This window comes from Cobetia sp. 10Alg 146, assembly GCF_029846385.1.
In the GTDB taxonomy this organism is placed as follows: Bacteria; Pseudomonadota; Gammaproteobacteria; order Pseudomonadales; family Halomonadaceae; genus Cobetia; species Cobetia marina.
On the sequence record NZ_JARWKT010000003.1, the window covers coordinates 469,579 to 489,473 of the forward strand.

Below are 19,895 nucleotides of genomic sequence, written 5' to 3' on the forward strand. Positions count from 1 at the left end.
GCCGGGGCCTCTGCTCCGGCGTCATGCATTACGCATTACGCACCACGTATCACGTATCACGTATTACACATCAGACATCAGGCGACGCGCTGCACGCGGCGCTCGTTGCACGACCATGTATTCACGACCACTGACGTATCCACGTCAGTGCGCACGACATGTCACGCCCCACGCGGGCCGGCATGGATCGCATTGCCGCCAGCCAACCGGAAGCGGCTTCACCGACGTCATCGCGAGACACGCAGGCCCACCAAGGGCCGCGGCTCACGTTCGAGAGGTTCTGCATGAGCACATCCCCCGCCCCCTACGACACCGACACGCCACTGGCACTGTTGGGCGGCCTGAGCATCCGCGAATTCCTGCGCGACTACTGGCAGCAGAAGCCGCTGCTGATTCGCGGCGCCTTCGCGGATTTCGAGACGCCGCTGGAAGCCGATGAACTGGCGGGACTGGCCTGCGAGGACGGCATCGAGGCACGCCTGGTGGAAGAGCATGGTCCCGACAAGGCCTGGCAGGTCAGCCACGGGCCTTTCGATGACGCCACCTTTGCGCGCCTCGATGCCAAGGACGACAGCCAGTGGAGCCTGCTGGTGCAGGCAGTGGACCATTACGTCCCGGACGTCGCTGCCCTCTTCGAGCCCTTCACCTTCCTGCCGCGCTGGCGCCTCGATGACATCATGATCAGCTACGCGCCCACCGGCGGCAGCGTCGGTCCGCATCTGGACAACTACGATGTCTTCCTGCTGCAGGCGCAAGGCCAGCGTCACTGGCAGCTGGGCGGCATGCACGGTGATGACGCCGAGATCATCGATGGCATCGACCTGCGCATCCTCAAGCACTTCGAGGTCACGCCGGGCGAGGATTGGGTGCTGGAGCCGGGCGACATGCTCTACGTGCCGCCGCGTCTGGCCCACCACGGCGTCAGCCAGTCCGATGACTGCATGACCATCTCGGTCGGCTTCCGTGCCCCTTCCGCCGATGAAGTCGTCACCTCCTATGCCGATTACCTGGGCGCCAGCCTGCCGGAATCGCTGCGCTACCGTGACCAGGGCATGGCACCGGTCGCCAATGCCGGCGAGCTGGACGACGCCTCGCTCGAGCGCGTACGCGAACTGTTGCTCAGCACGTTGGACAACCCGACCCAGCTGGCCCAGTGGTTCGGTCGCTACATGACCCAGCCCAAGTATCTGGAGCAGCTCGCCGCCCGTGAGCCGGCGCTCAAGACGCATGAACTGGTCGAGTATCTGGAAGATGAAGGCGTACTGGTGCGCTCGCTGGGCTCGCGCTTCGCCTTCCGTCACGGTGAGAATGACACCAGCACCCTGTTCGTCGATGGCGATGGCGTCCCCGCGACCCCGGCGCTCGCGGAAGCGCTGGCCTCCAGCGAACGCCTGACGGCGGTGTTGCTTGACTACACGACGGCCGACCTTGATCGCAAGGCCGTGGTCAGCCTGCTCACGGCGCTGGTCAATCGCGGCAGTCTGATTCTGGAATGCGACCTGCAGGACGAAGAGGACGAGGAGGAAGATGACGCATGAGTGACGCCATGATCAGTCTGGAACGCGGTGACTGGCAGACCCTCGCCGATGAGGTCAGCGAGATCCGTCGCGTGGTCTTCATCGAAGAGCAGCAGGTCCCGCAGGACGAGGAATGGGACGGCCGCGACGAGCAGTGCGTCCATTTCCTGGCACGCCTTGAAGGGCGTGCCGTCGGGACCGCTCGCCTGCTGCCGGATGGCCATGTCGGTCGCGTCGCCGTGCTCTCCCAGGCACGGGGGCTGGGGCTTGGTCTGCGCCTGATGGAGGCGGCCATTCATGCCGCTCGCCAGGCGGGTCACGCAGAGGTACTGCTCGATGCCCAGATCCACGCTCTGGAATTCTATCAACGCCTGGGCTTCACGGCCTTTGGTGAGGAATTCATCGATGCCGGGATACCGCACCGCAGCATGCGCTTGATTCTCAACTGAAAAGCGACGTTTTGTCACCAGAAACCGGCTCCCTGTGGGGGCCGGTTTTTTTATGCCTTCAAATATCTTGTAGTCTGGCTACAACGTGAAACGTGACCAAGTCATCATTCCCCAGGGCTCATGAAACCTGACATGATGATGATATTGAAAATATTAAAACACTCGTTTGTCATGCGAATTATCCTCAGCGTTGAAACGGTATGAAACGGGCGTTTTAATACGACCAAGGAATGAAAGACAACGCGATGATTCACAGCGATGCTAGGAGTCATCCCCATCACGCTGCATTGCGGCATCGCCAATCAGGAGGCCTCCCCATGCATGGCATACCCTCTGCAACGCTTGCCACATCCAGCGGGAGCTCCATGGCCAACGTCAGCAGTAATGTGTCGGGACGCAGTGCCACCAGTGGCATCACGGGGAAGCCACTGGAGGAAGCCCGGAATGAGCTGTGGCACTCCCGAGAGATGCAGGCACGCCTCGCCAGACTGGCTCGCCCGATGATCGACCTCCTGCCCAGCGTTCCACCAGAACCGACCGCTGCACAGGCACAGACGATTTGTCACTTGAGCCGTGACAAGCGCTGGCACCTGGCAGGCAACGACTGGCAATGGCAACGATTCGATGGGACCTCGCAGCCCGCGTCGACGAGACCGGAGCCGGGATTGCGCGACGACACCTGGCAGGTGGCACGTCAGGGTGACGGACTGGCGGCTGATTCACGCCTCGCGCTACCCGGGCTCGAGCAAGCCGTGAAGGGGCTCATGATCGCCGGACGCCCCCTCCCGCTGGCCTTCTGGACGCTGGCCGCCGCGCGGCATCGCGGCGAACGCCATGCCGGGCTCGATATCGCTCACATCGGCAGTGTGCGAGAGGCGCTCTGCTGGGGGGAGCTCATCGCGCGCCTCAGAGCGCCGGATGGCCGCCCTCCCCGCGTCACGGCAAGACTTGCGAACTGCACGGTGCCAGTCCTGGAGGCCAGCCTCTACTTCCTGCAGCCCTGGCTCGAGCGTCTGACTCTGCAGCCTCATCCTGAGATGCGCGAGGGCTGCCATCAGGTGCTGCTCGAGAGAACTCGCCTGACCGACACGACTTCAAGACCCACAACAACAAACGATGATCTCGCTATCCCACGATGACAATGACAAATGATGGATAGCGCTTGGCGGCGATGAGCGGCAGGCAGCCCGGACGGTCTCACGACATTTCCGCACGCCAGTCTCTGACCAGATCCCGCCCTGATTCACCAGATGACACGGCAACAGACACAAGACACCACGACATGCCAGGCGCCCTCGAGGCCCTGCGACGAAGCCATCAGGAGATGCACCATGACTCAATCACGTGCCGAACAGATTGCAGCGCTGGAAAAGGACTGGGCCGAAAATGCACGTTGGGAAGGCGTGACACGCCCGTATTCCGCAGAGGATGTGGTGCGCCTGCGCGGCTCCGTCCAGGAAGCCAACACCCTGGCGACGCGTGGTGCCGAAAAGCTCTGGAAACTGGTCAATGGTGATGCCAAGAAGGGCTACGTCAACTGTCTTGGCGCTCTGACCGGTGGCCAGGCCATGCAACAGGTGAAGGCCGGTATCGAAGCCATCTACCTGTCCGGCTGGCAGGTCGCCGCTGACAACAATACCAGCGAGGCCATGTACCCGGATCAGTCCCTTTACCCGGTGGATTCCGTGCCGACCGTGGTCAAGCGCATCAACAACACCTTCCGTCGCGCCGACCAGATCCAATGGCAGAAAGGGGCCAATCCGGGCGATGCCGGCTTCGTCGACTACTTCGCGCCCATCGTCGCGGATGCCGAGGCCGGCTTCGGTGGCGTACTCAACGGCTATGAGCTGATGACCGCCATGATCCGCGCGGGCGCCTCCGGCGTGCACTTCGAGGACCAGCTGGCGTCAGTCAAGAAATGTGGTCACATGGGGGGCAAGGTGCTGGTGCCGACCCAGGAAGCGGTGCAGAAGCTGGTCGCCGCACGTCTGGCCGCTGACGTGGCCGGCGTGCCGACGCTGGTCATCGCGCGTACCGATGCCAACGCCGCTGACCTGATCACCTCTGACGTCGACGACTACGACAAGCCGTTCCTGACCGGCGAGCGCTCCGACGAAGGCTTCTATCGCGTCAATGCCGGCCTGGATCAGGCCATCGCACGCGGTCTGGCCTACGCGCCCTACGCCGACCTGATCTGGTGCGAGACGGCCAAGCCGGACCTCGAGGAAGCACGCCGCTTCGCGGAAGCGATCAAGAAGGAATACCCGGATCAGCTGCTGGCCTACAACTGCTCGCCTTCCTTCAACTGGAAGAAGAACCTCGACGACGCCACCATCGCCAAGTTCCAGCAGGAACTCTCGGACATGGGCTACAAGTACCAGTTCATCACCCTGGCCGGCATCCACAACATGTGGTTCAACATGTTCGATCTCGCCTACGACTACGCCCAGGGCGAAGGCATGAAGCACTACGTCGAGAAGGTACAGGAAGCCGAATTTGCCGCCGCCGAGAAGGGCTACACCTTCGTGGCACACCAGCAGGAAGTCGGCACCGGCTACTTCGATGACATGACCAATGTCATCCAGGGTGGCAACTCCTCCGTCACCGCCCTCACCGGCTCTACCGAGGAAGACCAGTTCTGATCTCAGCACTTCCCTGCAGACAGCAGACAACCCTCGGCGAGACAGAGACTTGACCGAGGGTCACCATCCGAAGACACGCAAGCCCGTTCACGCGGGCTTGCGTGTCTTCGTCGTTCCAGAATTCGGTGCATGGGGCGCGACGCAACAGTGGCACGGGTGCTCCCGTCCGGGATGGCGTGCAGGGGAACCCGAGAATGGCGACGTGGTCTATACTGTTAGGAAACAGTGTTCTTGCACTGTCACGGGGGCATTGCCTCGGCCCTCGACAGCGCAACGACACGGTGGCGGCCAACGGACGTGCCAGCCAGCTTCTCTCATCCGTCGTCATCGGCCTCCACACCCCATGACCTCATCACAACCGAATGTTGCACCGCTTCCTGCGAGGAAATACATCATGAGCTTCCCGACCCACTCACAACGACGTCCTGACGCGAAACGCTCGGCACGCTGGTTGCCAGTGATCGCCATTGGCCTGCTGACACTGGGTGGCTGCGCGAACAGCGATATCTATTCCGGCAACGTCTATACCGGTGATCAGGCCAAGCGTGCACAGTCCGTCAGCTACGGCACCATCACCTCGCTGCGCCCGGTGCAGATCCAGGCACAGGATGAAGGCAGCGGCGTGCTTGGCGGCCTGGGTGGCGCCGTCGTCGGCGGCCTGCTCGGCAGCCAGATCGGTGGCGGTTCCGGCCGTGCGATCGCGACCGCCGCCGGTGCCATCGGCGGTAGCGTCGCGGGCAAGTCGATCGCCGACAACGTCGACCAGATCGATGCCTATGAGATCGAGGTGCGCCGCGATGCTGGCGACAGCCTCATCGTCGTCCAGAAGGCCGATACCGCCTTCTCGGTTGGCCAGCGTGTCCGCCTGGTCGGCTACGGTGCCAACCTGAGCGTCGCCCCGTATTGATCCTCTTGATGGCTGGTGCCCTTGCCGGGTGCCAGCCATTCAGTGTCTCCCCTCCCTGAACGACTTCTGTTGCAGGCCTCTCTGCACTCAAGAGGCTCCTGCCGTTTTGCGGCTTTGCTTGCTGCCCTCGCCTTCCCGGTATTCATGCGCTTGCCTGGTCCCTCGCACGCGCCTGACGCTGGCGTATCGATATTTTCCTCTCACTTTCTCTTTCCCTTGCTCTCTCTTTCTCTTCCTCACGCATGAGCGGCGCGCCGTACGGAGTGATCCATTGGTCATCTATTGATTAACAGGCTATGAAATCGTGATTTTTTGTGCAAAGTTATACACATGCAGCTTAACTAGACTCTGTGTACAACTTTTCGTCCCAGGAGTTGCGATGCGTCCCGTCACTGCCCGTCCTACAGATTCTCCTCAGAGCGCCCGCCAGACGCCTTGCAGCGCGTCATCCTTGACCTGTTCCTCCCACGGGCACCGCTGTTCTGGTGATGAGAGTCCGTGTACGGCTATCGTCACCCGCCATGTCCCGCAGATGGCTCCCGCCTTCTCCACGCGACGGCTGGGGCTGGCGCTGATCATGCTCGGCGCGGTGGCGCTGGCCCCCATCGTGGAAGCCGACGAGGACGAGGGTGGCGTGCTGTCTCTCAAGGTCGAGAATGACCTTCTCGCCTCCGGCGATGACGGCCACTACACCAATGGGTTTGCGCTGAGCTATACCTTCGCGACACCGGATCAGCATTGGTCTCGCGCCTTCGCCGACTGGGTGCCCGGTTTCAGCGCTGCACGTCTGGATGCCACGGCCTATCGCTTCGGACAGCAGATCTATACCCCCAACGACATCACTCGCGAGCAACCAAACGAGGATGATCGCCCCTATGCGGGCTATCTGTTCGGTGGCCTTTCGCTGTTCGCCGGTGAAGAGGGAGAGGGTTGGCGACGGGTCGATACCTTCAATCTGGATCTCGGCATCGTCGGTCCCGCCTCAGGTGCCGAGAAGGCGCAGAAGGGAGTCCACGAGATCACCGGCAGTGATGACCCGCAGGGCTGGGACCATCAGCTTCACAATGAAGCCGTGGTCAATGCCGGCTGGCAGAGCCAGCTGTGGCTGCCGGCAAGCCTGGGGGGCCTGGAAATGGAGTACGGCCCCTCTGCCTCGATGGCGCTGGGCAACCTGTATACCTACGCTGGCGTGGGGGGCGGTGTGCGCATCGGCCAGGGACTGTCACGCAGCTACGGCATCCCGACCGTCGCTCCCTCCCAGAGCGGGCGTCAGTATTTCGAGCCGGATGGTGAATTCGCCTGGTATCTGTTCGCCAATCTGGAAGGCCGTGCCGTGGCGCGCAACATGCTGCTGGACGGCAACAGCTTTGAGGACAGTGACTCGGTGGACCGTCGCCCGCTGGTAGGAGATGTCCAGCTCGGCTTTGCCCTGAGCTGGCAGCGCTGGCAGCTCGCCTTCGTCAACGTCTGGCGCACGCACGAATTCGAGACCCAACAGGAAAGCGATCAGTTCGGCTCCATCACGCTCTCCACCTGGCTGTGAAGACCAGAGACCGACGGTGAGAACAGGCGTGCCAGACACACGAAGGCCGGGCAGATGCCCGGCCTTCGTGTGTCCGTGGGAGGCAACGGATCAGCGCGTCACACGCGGACTGAAGCCTCCCGGGATGATAAAGGCAGATCAGTGCATCTTGACCTTGCTCATGCCCCAGCAGATCAGCTTGCCGCCGATGAAGGCGATCAGTGCCAGCATGATCAGCGCCATCAGCATGGAAATGGGGTTGACGATGAAAGTAGCGCCCAGCACGGCAAGCGCTGCGCCCCAGACATAGCGATCACCGCTGTCGATGCTCAGGGCATCCGGCAGGATGCGCTTGACGGTGGCACCCAGCGAGCCCTCCCAACGGTTCAAGCACAGCATGAAGAGCGCGGCGAAGCTCACCAGCCAGATCAGTGTCACGGTCATCGAAATTCTCTCCTGAAAGATAGGGTCGCATGGAACATGTGATTGTCGTTTCCCGCCAGCGGCCACGGGGCAGACCTTGCGAGCGGAGCCGGTAACGAAAGGCCCGCGTCAGAATTCGCAGTCTGAACAGGCAGAGTAACGGCCCCCCGATGCCCTCGCAAGCGGACAGCACCAACCATTGTCGGTCATTGGTCATGAGACCGTGATTGGCGCCTGAAGTTGCCCTGCCTCGTACAGCGAAGCGCGGCCAGCTCCCCCTTTCTTCTCTCCTGTTCTCCTTTTTCTTCTCTCGTGTTCTCCTCTTTCTTCTCTCCTGTCCCTCCCCTTTCTTTCTTCCCTCAATATTCCCTCAAGCCCCTCTCTCCTCCATGCCCGTCGCCTTCCCGCCCTGGAAGCTCGCGCAGGCGTGTAGTCTCACCCGGGGCAACAGGCAAGAAAAAATTCGGGGACCGGGTTGAAAAGCCTCCTTCAGGGCGTCACCTAGTATTTCAAGACACGGTGACGTGGATGACATGCCCTGCAGGATGGCTGTTCAACAAGCTGCAAGCCACGCGATACGCGGGATTTTTCCTCGTAGCCCCCTGACAGCCACCTCAGGGTCACGTTACCATTGACCGTTCATATACCTATCGAAAGGCCCTCAACATGCAAATCGCCCAGAATGCCGTCGTATCCTTCCACTACACCCTCACCAACAACGAAGGTGAAGTGCTGGATAGCTCCGAAGGCCGTGAGCCGCTGGCCTACATCCACGGTGCCGGCAACATCGTTCCGGGCCTCGAGAAGGAACTCGATGGCAAGACTTCCGGCGACAAGCTGAAAGTCGCTGTCTCTCCGGAAGAAGGTTACGGTGATGTCCAGGAAGCGCTGGTGCAGGAAGTGCCGCGTGAAGCCTTCCAGGGCGTCGAAGAGATCGAAGCCGGCATGCAGTTCCAGGCACAGACCCAGGGTGGCCCGCTGATGGTCACCGTCACCAAGGTCGAAGGCGACACCGTCACTGTCGATGGCAATCACCCGCTGGCCGGTGAGACCCTGAACTTCGACGTCGAGATCACCAACGTGCGCGAAGCGTCCGCCGAAGAGCTGGAACACGGCCACGTTCACGGTGAAGGTGGCGTGGAGCACTAAGCTCCGCCCCTTCCCTCATCGGGTGGCCCTGTCGCCCGATGAGTGCTTCACACGAGAGGTGTGACGCCTGAACCTGAAGCCCCGCCACCGAATTCTCGGTCGCGGGGCTTTTTCATGTCTGAAACCAGGTTTTGAGGCCCAGTTCTCAGGCCCAGTTCTGAGGCCCAGTTCTCAGGCCCAGTTCTGAAGCCCGGTTCTGATGATGCTGTCTGTGATGAGGCTTCCCGAAGGCTCGCTCTGCAGATCAGGCGCCGCAGCTGGGCGGCGTGGCATCACTGGAAAGGCTCAGCCCACGGAACAGCGCCGTGGCGTCGCCTCCGGCATTGTCACCGTCAGCCATCAACGCAAGCCCGGCTATCTCGTCTGGCGTGCTACCGAACAGCGCCGAGTAGTCGGCACGCAGGTCGCGTACCTCGGCGACCCACTGCCCCACCTTCTGATCACCGGACTCCACCGCCAGCAGCACGGCGCGGTCGGTGAAGGCATTGTCCCAATGACTGTCCTTTGCCTCACTGCTGGACCAGACGTAATTGATGGCCTCTACCTGCCACGGCAGGATGCCGGTCTTGTTGACCACATAGAGGCGCGCCGGGTAGTCATCCCCTCCCTTGGTCTTCTCGTTTACGCCCGGATAGATGCTGTCCACCTGCCAGCACCACTTCAGATAGGGCGTCTCCTCGAGCGAGATATCCTGCTCCAGATAGCGCGCGGACGCCTGGCCCTGAGCACGCGCCTCGAGAGCGGGACGGCCTTCGCGCTCCACCACGCGATACGCCGTCTGGCCTTCGAAGGTCTTCTCGCCCCAGGCGAGAATCTCGGCCGGCGTGAAGGTCTTGTCAGCCGCCAGCGCCGCAGAGGGCATCGCCGCGGCCAGCAGGCCACTGGAGGCGACCGCCGCGAGCATGGGGAGGAAGGAAGACAACTGACGGGAAGTGGTTTTCATTGGCAAGACTCCGGAGCGCTTGAACAACGCGATGAAAAAAGATGACGGGACGAGTCATCTGCAGGGCCAGGTACCGCGCTTGGCACGTATCAGTCCGGGTCGGTGCCGTGCTGCTCGCTGCGGTCCTGGGCCCGCAAGGTGACATACCCTCCCCATACGCGCGTCAGCGTGGTCAGGATGCATGCCGCCGCGAAGATCCACGCCAGCCATGCGAAATGTTGCGGCATCAGACAGGCCAGCACGAAGAAGCCGATCGTCTCGGTGCCTTCTGTCAGGCCATCCAGATAATAGAAGGCCTTGCGGGTGAAGTTGGGGCGCTCCAGCTGGTGCTTGGCCGCCATGATGGCAAAGGCCAGAAAGCTGGATCCCGTGCCCACGAAGGCGAACAGCAACGCCACGGCCGGCATGGCATTGGTGGTCGGGTCTGCCAGTGCAAAGCCCACCACCACGGCGGCGTAGAACAGGAAATCAAGACAGATATCCAGAAAGCCGCCGGCGTCCGAGCTCAAGCCCGCATGACGCGCCAGGGCACCATCCAGCCCATCCACCACCCGATTGATCAGGATCGCGATCAGTGCCAGTCCGAATTGCCCATAGGCCAGCAGCGGCAATGCCAGCATGCCGATGACGAAGCCAGCCAGCGTCAGTTGGTCAGGATGCAGACCGCGTTCCGCTGCGCTACGTGCCAGGCGCTTCAGGGGTGGCTGTACCCAGCGTGAGGTCCACTTGTCCAGCATGCTTCATCGACTCCAGAATGATTGAATGGGGAAGGTGTCAGGCATCAGCCACGTATCGGTGCCAGCGCGCGCCCGGCAGGCACGGCTCTCGCCAGCAGGAAGATCAGCAGCGGCAGACAGGCCTGCAGACAGGCCGCGACCGCCGTCAGGCGAGGATCCGCCCCCGTGGCCAGCGCCAGCGTCTCGGTGGTCAGGGTGGGGACGCGTCCACCGCCCAGCACCACCGTCGGCACGTACTGCGCGATGCTGACCGCGAAGGCCACTGCCCAGCTGATGGCCAGAGGCCTGAGCATCAAGCGCAGCCGGATGCCGATCAGCACCTCAAGCCGCGAGCGCCCCAGCAGTCGTGCTGCCTGCTCGAGGCGCACGTCGAAGCGGGCCCAGGGGCCGGCCAGCGTCAGCCAGGCATAGGGCAAGGCGAACAGAAGATGGCCGATCACCACCCCCACCCAGCCCGGATCCGCGCCGAGGCTCAGCCAGCCGACCTGGAAACCGAACAGGAAGCTTGCCTGAGGCAGCAGCAACGGCAGGTAGAGGCACACCACGAAGCCTCGCAGGCGACCCACCTCACGCTCACGCTCGAAGACCGCCACACTGAGCATCACCGCCAGGGTGGCGACCAGCACGGCGAGCCACAGGCTGTTGCTGAAGGCTCCACCCAGTCCTGAAAGCGCCTGTTGCCAGCTTTCCAGCCCCCAGCGAGCCGGCAGCAGTGACGGGAAGAACCAGCTTCTGGCCAGCGATTGAACGGCGATCACGGCAAAGGCCAGCAGCGAGACTGCCGTCACCGTGCCGAGCAGGACGCGGATCACGCGCCCGCGCTGCCCCTTGCGCCCCGGGCGTACCGCCGCCCGAGGTGCAGGGTTGTCGAGCACCCAGTCACGATGGCGATTCAACAGATAACGTCCCACAGCGGCACCCAGCGCCATCACCACGATGACCAGCAGTGCCAGCAGGAGTGCCCCGACACTGGCTGGTAGACGTGAGCTCGGGTCACTGTCACGCCACAGTTCGACCAGACGCACCGCCAGGGTCGGCGTACGTGTCGGCCCCAGTACCTGAGCGACATCCACCACCGCCAGCGAATAGGCCAGCACGGCACCGATGGGCAGGGCGATGGCCCGCATCACCTGCGGCATCAGAATTCGCCAGCGCAGCTGGGGGATGCTGTAGCCGAGCGCCTGGCCCGCCTGCAGTTGCGCGGTGACCGGCAGACGCGAGAGCGCCGTCTGGGCCATCAGCATCAGAAACGGCGCTTCCTTGAGTGCCAGTCCCAGCGCCAGCGTGATGCCATGCGCGTCCGGCAGAGGGTATTGCGGGGGGACCAGCACCTCGAAGGGTGCCAGCAGCAATCGCATCAGCACGCCGCTGGGGGCGGCCAGCCACAAGAGCCCCAGAGCCAGCGTCAGATGCGGCATCGCCAGCACCGGTGCCAGCAAGCGTTCGAGGCGCTCGCCGAAACGGGTACCGGCGGCCGCGGCCAGCCAGCCCATGGTCAGCAGTACCGCCAGCAGCGTGCCGCCGATCCCGCTGACCAGGGTCAGGCGCAGTCCGTCGGCCAGTCCCGGCAAGGCCCACCAGCGCTGCCAGGCGATCGCCGAGACCTCCTCGAAGCCAAGCGCCGGCCACAGCCCGAGGGCCGGTGCGACCAGTCCTGCCAGTCCCAGCGCCGTGGGGCCGAGCAACAACAGCAATACCGCCCAGCGCAGCAGGCGAGCCGGTGTCAATGCCAGGCGCCCCGCCGGGCGCTCAGCGCGCCAGCGCTCGGCAAGCCATTGCGTCAGTTGCGATAGCGTCGCGCCCACTCGGCCTCCAGTGCATCGGTCCAACTGGGATGCGGCTCGCTCAGCGGCGTGCCCAGCGCTTCGGGCGACATGCCACCCGCAAGCTCCGGCAGGGCGTCGAAGGCAGTGCGCTGTGCCGCCGGCAGGCGCGTCACGTCCAGCACCGTCTCGTCACCCCAGCGTGAGGGGTCCGCCTTGGCAGCCTGTGCCTCGGCGGACATCAACTGATTGACCCACACCAATGCGGCCGCCTTGTGAGGCGCACTGGCCGGAATCGCCAGATAGTGCACATTGCCGAGGGTGCCGCCGTCATGAAGGTACGGCTCCACGGTCGGCGGCAAGCGGCCTTCCTGACGGCCATTGGCCACTTCCTGGGTCACGAAGCTCAGCGCGATCCAGACACTGCGCTGAGCGAGCAGCTTCATCTGCTCCTCGGCACCGGCTGGCTGTCGCTCGCCCTGCGCCCACATCAGCGGATGAAGGGCATCCAGATAGTCCCACAGCGGTGCCGTCAGCGAAGCGAACTGGGCATCATCGATCACCGGCGCAGCCAGCAGTTCACGCTGCTCACCCGGCATCAACTCAAGCAACGCCTGCTTGAGAAAGGTGGTGCCATGAAAGCTCGGTGGCTGCGGGTAGGTCACGCGCCCGGGGTTGGCCTTCGCCACGTCCAGCAGCGCCTGCATCGAACGTGGCGGCGATTCCAGCAAGGCACTGTCGTACATGAAGATCAGCTGGGCACGCCCCCATGGTGCCTCCATTCCCTCGGTGGCGAGCCCGAAGTCACGCGCACCGATCTCCTCGAGCAGATACTCGCTGTTGGGCAGGCGTTCGACGAAGGGTCCCCACACCAGCTCGGCCTGCTTGAGCGCGCGGAAGTTCTCGCCGTTGATCCAGATGACATCGATACTGCCATCACTGCGCCCCGCCGCCTTCTCGGCCAGCAAGGTCGAGACGCTCTCGGCGGTATCGGCAATCTTGACGTGACGCACCTCGATACCGTGCTCACGTGCCGCGATCTCTGCCTGGGCGCGCAGATAGGCGTTGGTGGCTTCACTCCCGCCCCAGGCGTGGAAGTCGATGCGCTGACCGCGTGCCTTGTCGGCGATCACGTTCCACTCCAGTGCAGCCAGCATCGGCACTGCCCGCCCCTTGGCGGCATCGGCGGCGTACGCCAGTGACGTGGCCCAGGGCATGGCACTCATGCCGGCCATCAACACCAGTGACCCACCCATCAATGCCAATGCGCGACGTCGCCCCGGCAGACATGTCGTAGCCATGGAGGTTTCTCCTGATAGCAAGATGCCGCGACCCTGAACGAGCAGGTTCGCGGCATGGGAAAGGATCAGTGCTTGTCGACCGTCACGGGAGGGGTGGCGTCATCCGCCTGGCGTGTCTTGGTCGGCTCGAAGCGTCCATTGCGGCGCCAGGTGAAGTAACGATCCAGCACCTTGAGCACGCCTTCCGGCTTGTGGGCGTTCTTCCACATGCCTGCTGCCGCCTTGTTGGCCTCGGACAGTGTCGGATACGGATGGATGGTGGACAGGATCTTGTTGAGACCGATGCCATGCTTCATCGCCATGGTGAACTCCGCCAGCCATTCCCCCGCATAGGCACCGACCAGTGTCACGCCCAGGATACGATCGCGTCCCTTCTCGGTGAGCACCTTGACGAAGCCTTCCGTCGCACGCTCGGCCAGGGCACGGTCACTCTCGCCCATCTCGTAATGGGTCACTTCATAGTCATAGCCCTGCGCCTTGGCTTCGGTCTCGTTGAGGCCGACCCGTGCCACTTCCGGCTCGGTGTAGGTGACCATCGGCATGATGCGGTAATCGACCTTGAAGGTCTTCAATCCGCCGAACAGTGCATTGACCGCGGCGTGCCATGCCTGATGACCTGCCGCATGGGTGAACTGATAGGGGCCAGCGACATCGCCACACGCCCAGATGTTCGGCTGCAGCGTCTGCAGCGACTCGGAGACATCGATGGTGCCGCGCTCGGAGACCGCGATGCCCAGCTCTTCCAGACCGAAGCCTTCGACGTTGGCTTCGCGTCCGATGGCCACCAGCAGCTCGTCGAACTCGATCCAGCTCTCCTCGCCGTCGGGAGAACTCACGACCAGATGGCGCATCGGCTGACTGTCCTTGTCCTTGAGCACCTCGATGCGCGTGGCGGTGGAATTGATGCGCAGGTCGACGCCCTCACCGGCCAGCTGCTCGTGCATCAGCGCGCTGACTTCCTCGTCTTCACGCGGCATCACCCGCGGGGCACCCTCGATGATGGTGACGTGACTGCCCAGGCGCGCGAAGCTTTGCCCCAGTTCCATGCCGATCGGGCCGGAGCCCAGCACCACCAGACGCTTGGGCTGCACCCTGAGATCCCACAGATTGTCAGAGGTCAGCGGCGTGATCAGCTCGATACCGGGGATCGCAGGAACACGCGGGCGGGCACCGGTGGCGATCACCACGTTGCGCGTGGTCAGCACGCGACCATCGACTTCCACTTCCCAGGGCGTCCTGAGTCTGGCGTTGCCGGTGTGGACTTCCACGCCCAGACTCTCGTAACGCTCGATGCTGTCATGCGGTTCGACACTCTCGACCACGTCCTGCACATGCCCCATCACCTTGGCGAAGTCGATTTCCGGCTCATTGGCGGTGATCCCGAAGCGCTGGGACTGACGAATCTCATGAGCCGCACGCCCGGCACGAATCAGCGCCTTGGAGGGGACACAGCCGGTGTTGAGGCAGTCACCGCCCATCTTGTGGCGCTCGATCAGCGCGACACGCGCATTGACGGCGGAGGCGATATAGCTGGTCACCAGCCCGGCGGAACCGGCACCGATGACGACCATGTCGTAGTCAAAGGTCTTCGGCTTGTCGAAGGCCGCCTGCTGCTTGCGCTTGCGCAGCACGCCGACGATCTTCTTGGCGATCAACGGGAACAGGCCCAGCGCGATGAAGGAGGCGATCAGCCCCGGCGAGAGGATGCCGGACAGCGACTCCAGCTGGCCCAGCTCGCGACCGGCATTCACGTAGATGGCGGTACCGGCGAGCATGCCCAGCTGGCTTGCCACATAGAAGGTGACCACACGCATGCGGGTCAGCCCCATCACCAGATTGACGATGAAGAACGGGAAGACCGGCACCAGACGCAGCGTGAACAGATAGAAGCCGCCTTCACGCTCGACCCCGCGATTCAGGGATTCCAGCTGACGACGGAAGCGCTTCTCGATGCTTTCGCGCAACAGCGTGCGGGAGATGAGGAAGGCCAGGGTGGCACCGATGGTACTGGCGAAGGAGATCAACAACAGACCCCAGCCAAACCCGAACAGGGCGCCGCCCAGCAGGGTGAGCAATGCCGCACCCGGCAGCGAGAGTGCCGCCATTGCCACGTAGACGACGAAGAAGGTACCCGCGACCTTGAACGGCGATTCCTCGAAGAGTGCCTGAAATTCCGACTGACTGGCCTTGAGGCTCTGCAGAGTGAAGTAGTCCTGTGCCCCACTGGCAAAGAAGACCACGATGGCAGCGACGATGGCGCCCAGAAGCAGTAACTTGCGTTTATTCACTGGCGATTTCCTTTTCGATTCCTGCCGTCATGGGCATGTCATTGGGATGTACCGTGTCCTTACGAGACGCGTTGCTGACTGGATGCACTCATCAGGTCATGATGACGCGAACGACCTCATCATGATCACGGTAACAGTACCGTTTCATTCGACATCTTCGCATCCATCCCGCGTTGATTCGCGTAGTTCCCTGATACAGGCAGTGAGGGAATGGCAAGGCAAGCCACCTCGCGGCCCATCGAGACATGGAGATTTCCGTGTTCTCACCTCGAAGGAACGACGCCTTTCCCGGAGACACCATGACCCGATACACGCGATTCCCCTCCTCTGCGCTCAAACGTCTCACACCGCTTGCCAGCCTACTTGGCGGTCTGCTGATTGCCGGCCACGCCAATGCCTTTGACCCGGAACAGGCGCCCAGAGGCGTCGCCGAGGGTGTCACTCAAGGCCAGGAGGTCGCCATCTTCGCCGGTGGCTGCTTCTGGTGCATGGAAGGCCCCTTCGACAAGCTTGACGGCGTGATCTCGACGACGTCCGGCTACACGGCAGGCGAGACGGACAATCCCACCTATAAGCAGGTCTCGGCCGGCAGGACGGGCCATACGGAGGCGGTCAAGGTGGTCTATGACCCTGAAAAGGTCAGCTATGAGACCCTGCTGGAGGTCTTCTGGCACAACATCGACCCGGTCGCGGTGGATCGTCAGTTCTGCGATGCCGGCACCCAATACCGCAGTGGCATCTATCCGGTGGATGAAGCACAGCAAGACGCCGCCCAGGCGAGCCTCGACGACTTGAAGGACAGATTCCCCGAAGGCATCGCCACCGAGATCGAGGCAGCGGGCCCCTGGTATGCCGCCGAGCAATATCACCAGGACTTCTACCAGAAGAACCCGGTGCGCTATCGCTTCTATCGCGCGGGGTGTGGCCGTGATGACCGTCTTGAGGAAATCTGGGGAGATGACGCCCCGGCGCACTGAGTCTCACCGTCGAGTCGCCTCGCCTGCCACTGACACGCAAACGGCTCGCCAGATGGCGAGCCGTTTGCGTGTCAGGCAAGAATCTCACGGTGGATATCAATGCTGCGGCGTGGCCCGTCGCCAGCACAGCATCGCCAACCCCAGGGTGACAAGCAGAACGCTGACGCCACCCACCACCACCCCTGGCCACCCTGCCTGCTGCCAGAAGGGCTCCAGCCAGAAGCCGCCCAGGCTCGCCCCGAGATAGTAAGCCGTCAGGTAGAGCGCGCTGGCGCTGGCCCGCGCCCCTTCGGCATTGCGCCCGACCCAGGCCGACGCGGTGGCATGTGCCAGGAAGAAGCCGAAGGCATTCAGGCTCAGGCCGGCCAGCATGCCGATCAACGAATGGCTCAGCGTGACCAGAGTGCCGAGAATCAAGAGCGCGGTGCCCAGCATCATGGTCAGTGCCTGGCCGCAGCGTTGCGCACCATCCTGCTCCTCCTGTCGCTGCGCTCCCTGCGCGAGTGACTGCCCGCGCCTGGCGGCCAGACGCTGTGCCAGCCGGCCGGACTGCGAGGCACCGAAGGTGCCTGCCAGATAGGTCAGAAACAGCAATCCCAACCACTGACTCCCCAGTGACCAGGGGGCCGCGCTCAGGCGAAAGGTCATGTAGCTGTAGAGATTCACGAAGATGAAGAAGTTGAGTCCACCGAGCAGAAACACCGGCCACAGCCGTGGATTGCGCAGATGGCGCCCCAGCCCTGCCAGCATGCTGGCCGGATGGAAGGGCTGTGCCACGAAGCGTCGCTGACGCGGCAGCAACTGCCACAGCGCCGCCAGCAGCAGCAGGCTGATACCGCCAATCACCGCGAAACTCATCTGCCAGCCCCAGTGCTCGGCCACGACACCTCCAGCGACCCGCCCACTGATGCCGCCGAGCGAATTGGCACTGATATAGAGCCCCACCGCAGCCATCAACGCCGGCTGTTCCATCTCATCGCTCATGTAGGCGACCGCGACCGCCGGCAAGCCCCCGAGCAGAAAGCCCTGCAACGCACGTACTGCCAACAGCGACCAGAAACCTTCAGCCAGCAAGGCAAGTCCCGAGCAGGCCACCCCCCCGGCCAATGTCCAGAGCAGCAGACGTCGCCGTCCCAGCGCATCCGATAGCGGGCCGAAGACCAGCAACGCCAGTGCCAGCGTGAGGGTGGTCACCGACAACGACAGACTCGCCTGCAGCGAGCTCAGGCCAAGGTCGGTCGCCAGCAGCGGTAGCATCGGCTGCACCACATAGAGATTGATGAAGACGACGAAGGAGCCCAGACACAACGCCTGGGTCATGCGTCGCCAATCACGGCCATGCGCCTTGAGAGGAGACGGCAGCACTGGCTGGCCGGCAGTGTCGTGATGCCCCGAATCGGATGGGGCGGTGGAAGACGCACTCAGCGATGAAGCCATCAGGTACCTGCAGTCAATCATGGGGATGGCGTGAGTCTGCGCCCTCGAACACCATCAGTAAAATAGCTCGACATGATGCCAGCCATCAGCAAAAGTGATACCCATGAGCCTGACCCACTGGCCTGCAGGCCTCACGCCGTCAGACCGCCAGCGCATGGTGAATGACGTCCAGGGGACTGGGCGGCGTGATGGCCGCAAGGGACGCCGGTCAGGGTCGGGGACAAGGGAGACGGATGAGGATGACGTCAGACATGAAGAGCGCGATATGAAACTGCCCTTCGATCTGCGGGCACTGGAGATCTTCGTGAGTGTCACGGAGCGCGGCAGCTTCACCGCCGCCGCCACGGCGCTGCAACTGGCCCAGTCGGCCGTCAGTCAGTCGATCGCCAACCTGGAGACCCGGCTGGGCCAGCCGCTGTTGATACGTGGCACCAAGGGCGTGAGTCTGACGCCCGCCGGTGAGACATTGCTCGTGCATGCACGCTCTCTGCTGCAACAGGCGCAGCGAGCGGCCCTGGCCATGGCCGAACTGGATGGCCTGGTCAAAGGTGAGGTACGCATCGGCGTGTCCTCGATGCTGGGGTCCTACTATTTCCCGCCCCTGTTGATGGCCTTCAAGGCGCGCCACCCCGATATCACCTTGAGCGTGATCGAGGGCGGTACCCTGAGTCTTCGCAAGATGATCGACAATGGCGAGCTGGATCTGGGCGTCATCGTCGAGGAACACCCCGGCAGCGCCACCAGCGGGCTGGTCAGCCAGCACTTCCTGCGCGAAGAGATGGTGGTCTGCCTGCCCAACGACCACCCGCTGGCGACACGGGAGCACATCAGCCTCGAAGCATTCTTCGCTGAAGAGCTGGTCGTCTTCAAGCGCGGTTATTTCCATCGCGATTTCATCGAACGTCTGGCAAGCCAGCACGGCCTGATTCCCAGTATCGCCTTCGAATCCAACCTGATCGCGCTCAACAAGGCGATCGTGTCACGCGGCTTCGGTATCACCACCTTCCTCAAGCGCGTGGTGGAGGATGACCGTGAGGAAAACAACCTCACCGCCATCTCCTTCAGTGAACCCGCCTGGCTGGACCTGTCGCTGGCCTGGCGACGTGAGCGCGGGCTGTCGCGGGCCGAACAGGCCTTCGTCGACTTCGTGATCGAACATTCCGTGGTACGCGAAAGCCCATGAGGCGGGCTGCCGGACATGGCGGGGCTCGAGAATTCGCGGGCCGAAAACGACAACACCCGGCCAGGGCCGGGTGTTGTCCATCATGCGAGTGTCGTCATTGACTGCGCATGGCCAGTTTCATCTGCATGGCCTCGTGGGGCATGGGCCGCCGCGACTGCCAGTAGTGCTGCGACCAGTAGACATTGTCCAGCCGCGACAGCTTCACGCCACGTGACGTGGAGGCATGCAGGAAATAGCCGTTGCCCACATACACGCCCACATGGTTGTAACGACGTGAGGGGCGGAAGAACACCAGGTCACCCGGCTTCAACTGCGACTTGTCGATACGCTTGCCCCGCTTGACCTGATCACGGGTGGTACGTGGCAGTTCGATCCCGAAACCGTCACTGAACACATGCTGCATCAGCGCAGAACAATCGATGCCCCGTGAGTTGGTGCCGCCCAGGCGATAGGGCGTTCCCGCCCAGCGATCATGCTCTTCCAGCAACACTTCCCGGATACTGGGGCCCGATGCCAGCTGCGGCTCTGCCGGGCCCTGCGGTTGGCCGGCCTGCTGACGGTAACGCTTGAGCTTGGGCAATTCCGGCAGATCGACATCGTAATAGGCCATGTCACTCGGAGGCTGTGAATGGCTGGCACACCCCGCCACACCTAGCG

Annotated in this window: 17 protein-coding genes; 9 read left to right on the plus strand and 8 right to left on the minus strand. The window is 63.1% G+C overall.

Features of this window, described 5'->3' with window-relative positions:
• Positions 1–284 precede the first annotated feature (284 nt).
• From QD172_RS08035 to QD172_RS08060, 6 genes are all read left to right on the plus strand, one after another.
• Entirely contained in the window at positions 285–1,538 is a 1,254-nt protein-coding gene (locus tag QD172_RS08035) for a cupin domain-containing protein (RefSeq protein ID WP_279855414.1), read from the plus strand.
• Positions 1,535–1,966, plus strand: a complete 432-nt coding sequence (locus QD172_RS08040) for a GNAT family N-acetyltransferase (RefSeq protein ID WP_279855415.1) — start codon at positions 1,535–1,537, stop codon at positions 1,964–1,966. The genes QD172_RS08035 and QD172_RS08040 overlap by 4 nt, the downstream gene beginning before the upstream one ends.
• A 365-nt stretch (positions 1,967–2,331) precedes the next feature.
• The gene (locus QD172_RS08045; protein WP_279855416.1) at positions 2,332–3,105 is read left to right on the plus strand and encodes a hypothetical protein; all 774 of its coding nucleotides are present in this window, start codon (positions 2,332–2,334) and stop codon (positions 3,103–3,105) included.
• Positions 3,106–3,297: 192 nt separating this feature from the next.
• Positions 3,298–4,608 carry an isocitrate lyase gene (gene aceA / locus QD172_RS08050; RefSeq protein WP_077375362.1) on the plus strand — a complete coding sequence of 437 codons (1,311 nt, stop codon included), beginning with the start codon at positions 3,298–3,300 and terminating at the stop codon, positions 4,606–4,608.
• A 394-nt stretch (positions 4,609–5,002) separates the two neighbouring features.
• Positions 5,003–5,515, plus strand: a complete 513-nt coding sequence (locus QD172_RS08055) for a glycine zipper 2TM domain-containing protein (RefSeq protein WP_077375365.1) — start codon at positions 5,003–5,005, stop codon at positions 5,513–5,515.
• Positions 5,516–6,047: 532 nt separating this feature from the next.
• Entirely contained in the window at positions 6,048–7,058 is a 1,011-nt protein-coding gene (locus QD172_RS08060; RefSeq protein ID WP_217622059.1) for a lipid A deacylase LpxR family protein, read from the plus strand.
• A gap of 138 nt (positions 7,059–7,196) precedes the next feature.
• On the opposite strand, the gene QD172_RS08065 is transcribed toward QD172_RS08060, so the two are convergent.
• A complete protein-coding gene (locus QD172_RS08065; RefSeq protein WP_077375371.1) occupies positions 7,197–7,481 on the minus strand; it encodes a hypothetical protein in 285 nt (94 codons plus the stop codon).
• Positions 7,482–8,126: 645 nt separating this feature from the next.
• Between QD172_RS08065 and QD172_RS08070 the strand changes: the two genes are divergently transcribed.
• Complete coding sequence (locus tag QD172_RS08070; RefSeq protein WP_065392558.1) at positions 8,127–8,609, plus strand: peptidylprolyl isomerase; 483 nt, start codon at positions 8,127–8,129, stop codon at positions 8,607–8,609.
• A 244-nt stretch (positions 8,610–8,853) separates the two neighbouring features.
• On the opposite strand, the gene QD172_RS08075 is transcribed toward QD172_RS08070, so the two are convergent.
• From QD172_RS08075 to QD172_RS08095, 5 genes are all read right to left on the minus strand, one after another.
• On the minus strand, positions 8,854–9,552 hold the full coding sequence (locus QD172_RS08075) for a DUF3047 domain-containing protein (RefSeq protein WP_279855418.1): 699 nt from the start codon (positions 9,550–9,552) through the stop codon (positions 8,854–8,856).
• An 89-nt stretch (positions 9,553–9,641) separates the two neighbouring features.
• Positions 9,642–10,289, minus strand: coding sequence for a CDP-alcohol phosphatidyltransferase family protein (locus tag QD172_RS08080; protein WP_279855419.1), 648 nt, complete (start codon positions 10,287–10,289; stop codon positions 9,642–9,644).
• Between the two features lie 44 nt (positions 10,290–10,333).
• Complete coding sequence (locus QD172_RS08085) at positions 10,334–12,094, minus strand: hypothetical protein (RefSeq protein WP_279855420.1); 1,761 nt, start codon at positions 12,092–12,094, stop codon at positions 10,334–10,336.
• The gene (locus QD172_RS08090; protein ID WP_279855421.1) at positions 12,070–13,353 is read right to left on the minus strand and encodes an ABC transporter substrate-binding protein; all 1,284 of its coding nucleotides are present in this window, start codon (positions 13,351–13,353) and stop codon (positions 12,070–12,072) included. The genes QD172_RS08085 and QD172_RS08090 overlap by 25 nt, the downstream gene beginning before the upstream one ends.
• Before the next feature lie 65 nt (positions 13,354–13,418).
• Positions 13,419–15,641, minus strand: coding sequence for an FAD-dependent oxidoreductase (locus QD172_RS08095; RefSeq protein WP_077375383.1), 2,223 nt, complete (start codon positions 15,639–15,641; stop codon positions 13,419–13,421).
• Between the two features lie 299 nt (positions 15,642–15,940).
• Here QD172_RS08095 and msrA point away from each other — a divergent pair, with 299 nt between their 5' ends.
• The gene (msrA, locus tag QD172_RS08100) at positions 15,941–16,618 is read left to right on the plus strand and encodes a peptide-methionine (S)-S-oxide reductase MsrA (RefSeq protein ID WP_279855422.1); all 678 of its coding nucleotides are present in this window, start codon (positions 15,941–15,943) and stop codon (positions 16,616–16,618) included.
• Positions 16,619–16,714: 96 nt separating this feature from the next.
• Here the strand turns inward: msrA and QD172_RS08105 are convergent, their stop codons facing one another.
• On the minus strand, positions 16,715–18,055 hold the full coding sequence (locus tag QD172_RS08105; protein ID WP_279855423.1) for an MFS transporter: 1,341 nt from the start codon (positions 18,053–18,055) through the stop codon (positions 16,715–16,717).
• Between the two features lie 265 nt (positions 18,056–18,320).
• On the opposite strand from QD172_RS08105, the gene QD172_RS08110 reads away from it, so the two are divergent.
• Positions 18,321–19,238 carry a LysR family transcriptional regulator gene (locus QD172_RS08110; RefSeq protein WP_077375392.1) on the plus strand — a complete coding sequence of 306 codons (918 nt, stop codon included), beginning with the start codon at positions 18,321–18,323 and terminating at the stop codon, positions 19,236–19,238.
• Positions 19,239–19,332: 94 nt separating this feature from the next.
• Here QD172_RS08110 and QD172_RS08115 read toward each other — a convergent pair whose 3' ends face one another.
• Entirely contained in the window at positions 19,333–19,848 is a 516-nt protein-coding gene (locus QD172_RS08115) for an NlpC/P60 family protein (protein WP_205632728.1), read from the minus strand.
• Positions 19,849–19,895: the final 47 nt, after the last annotated feature.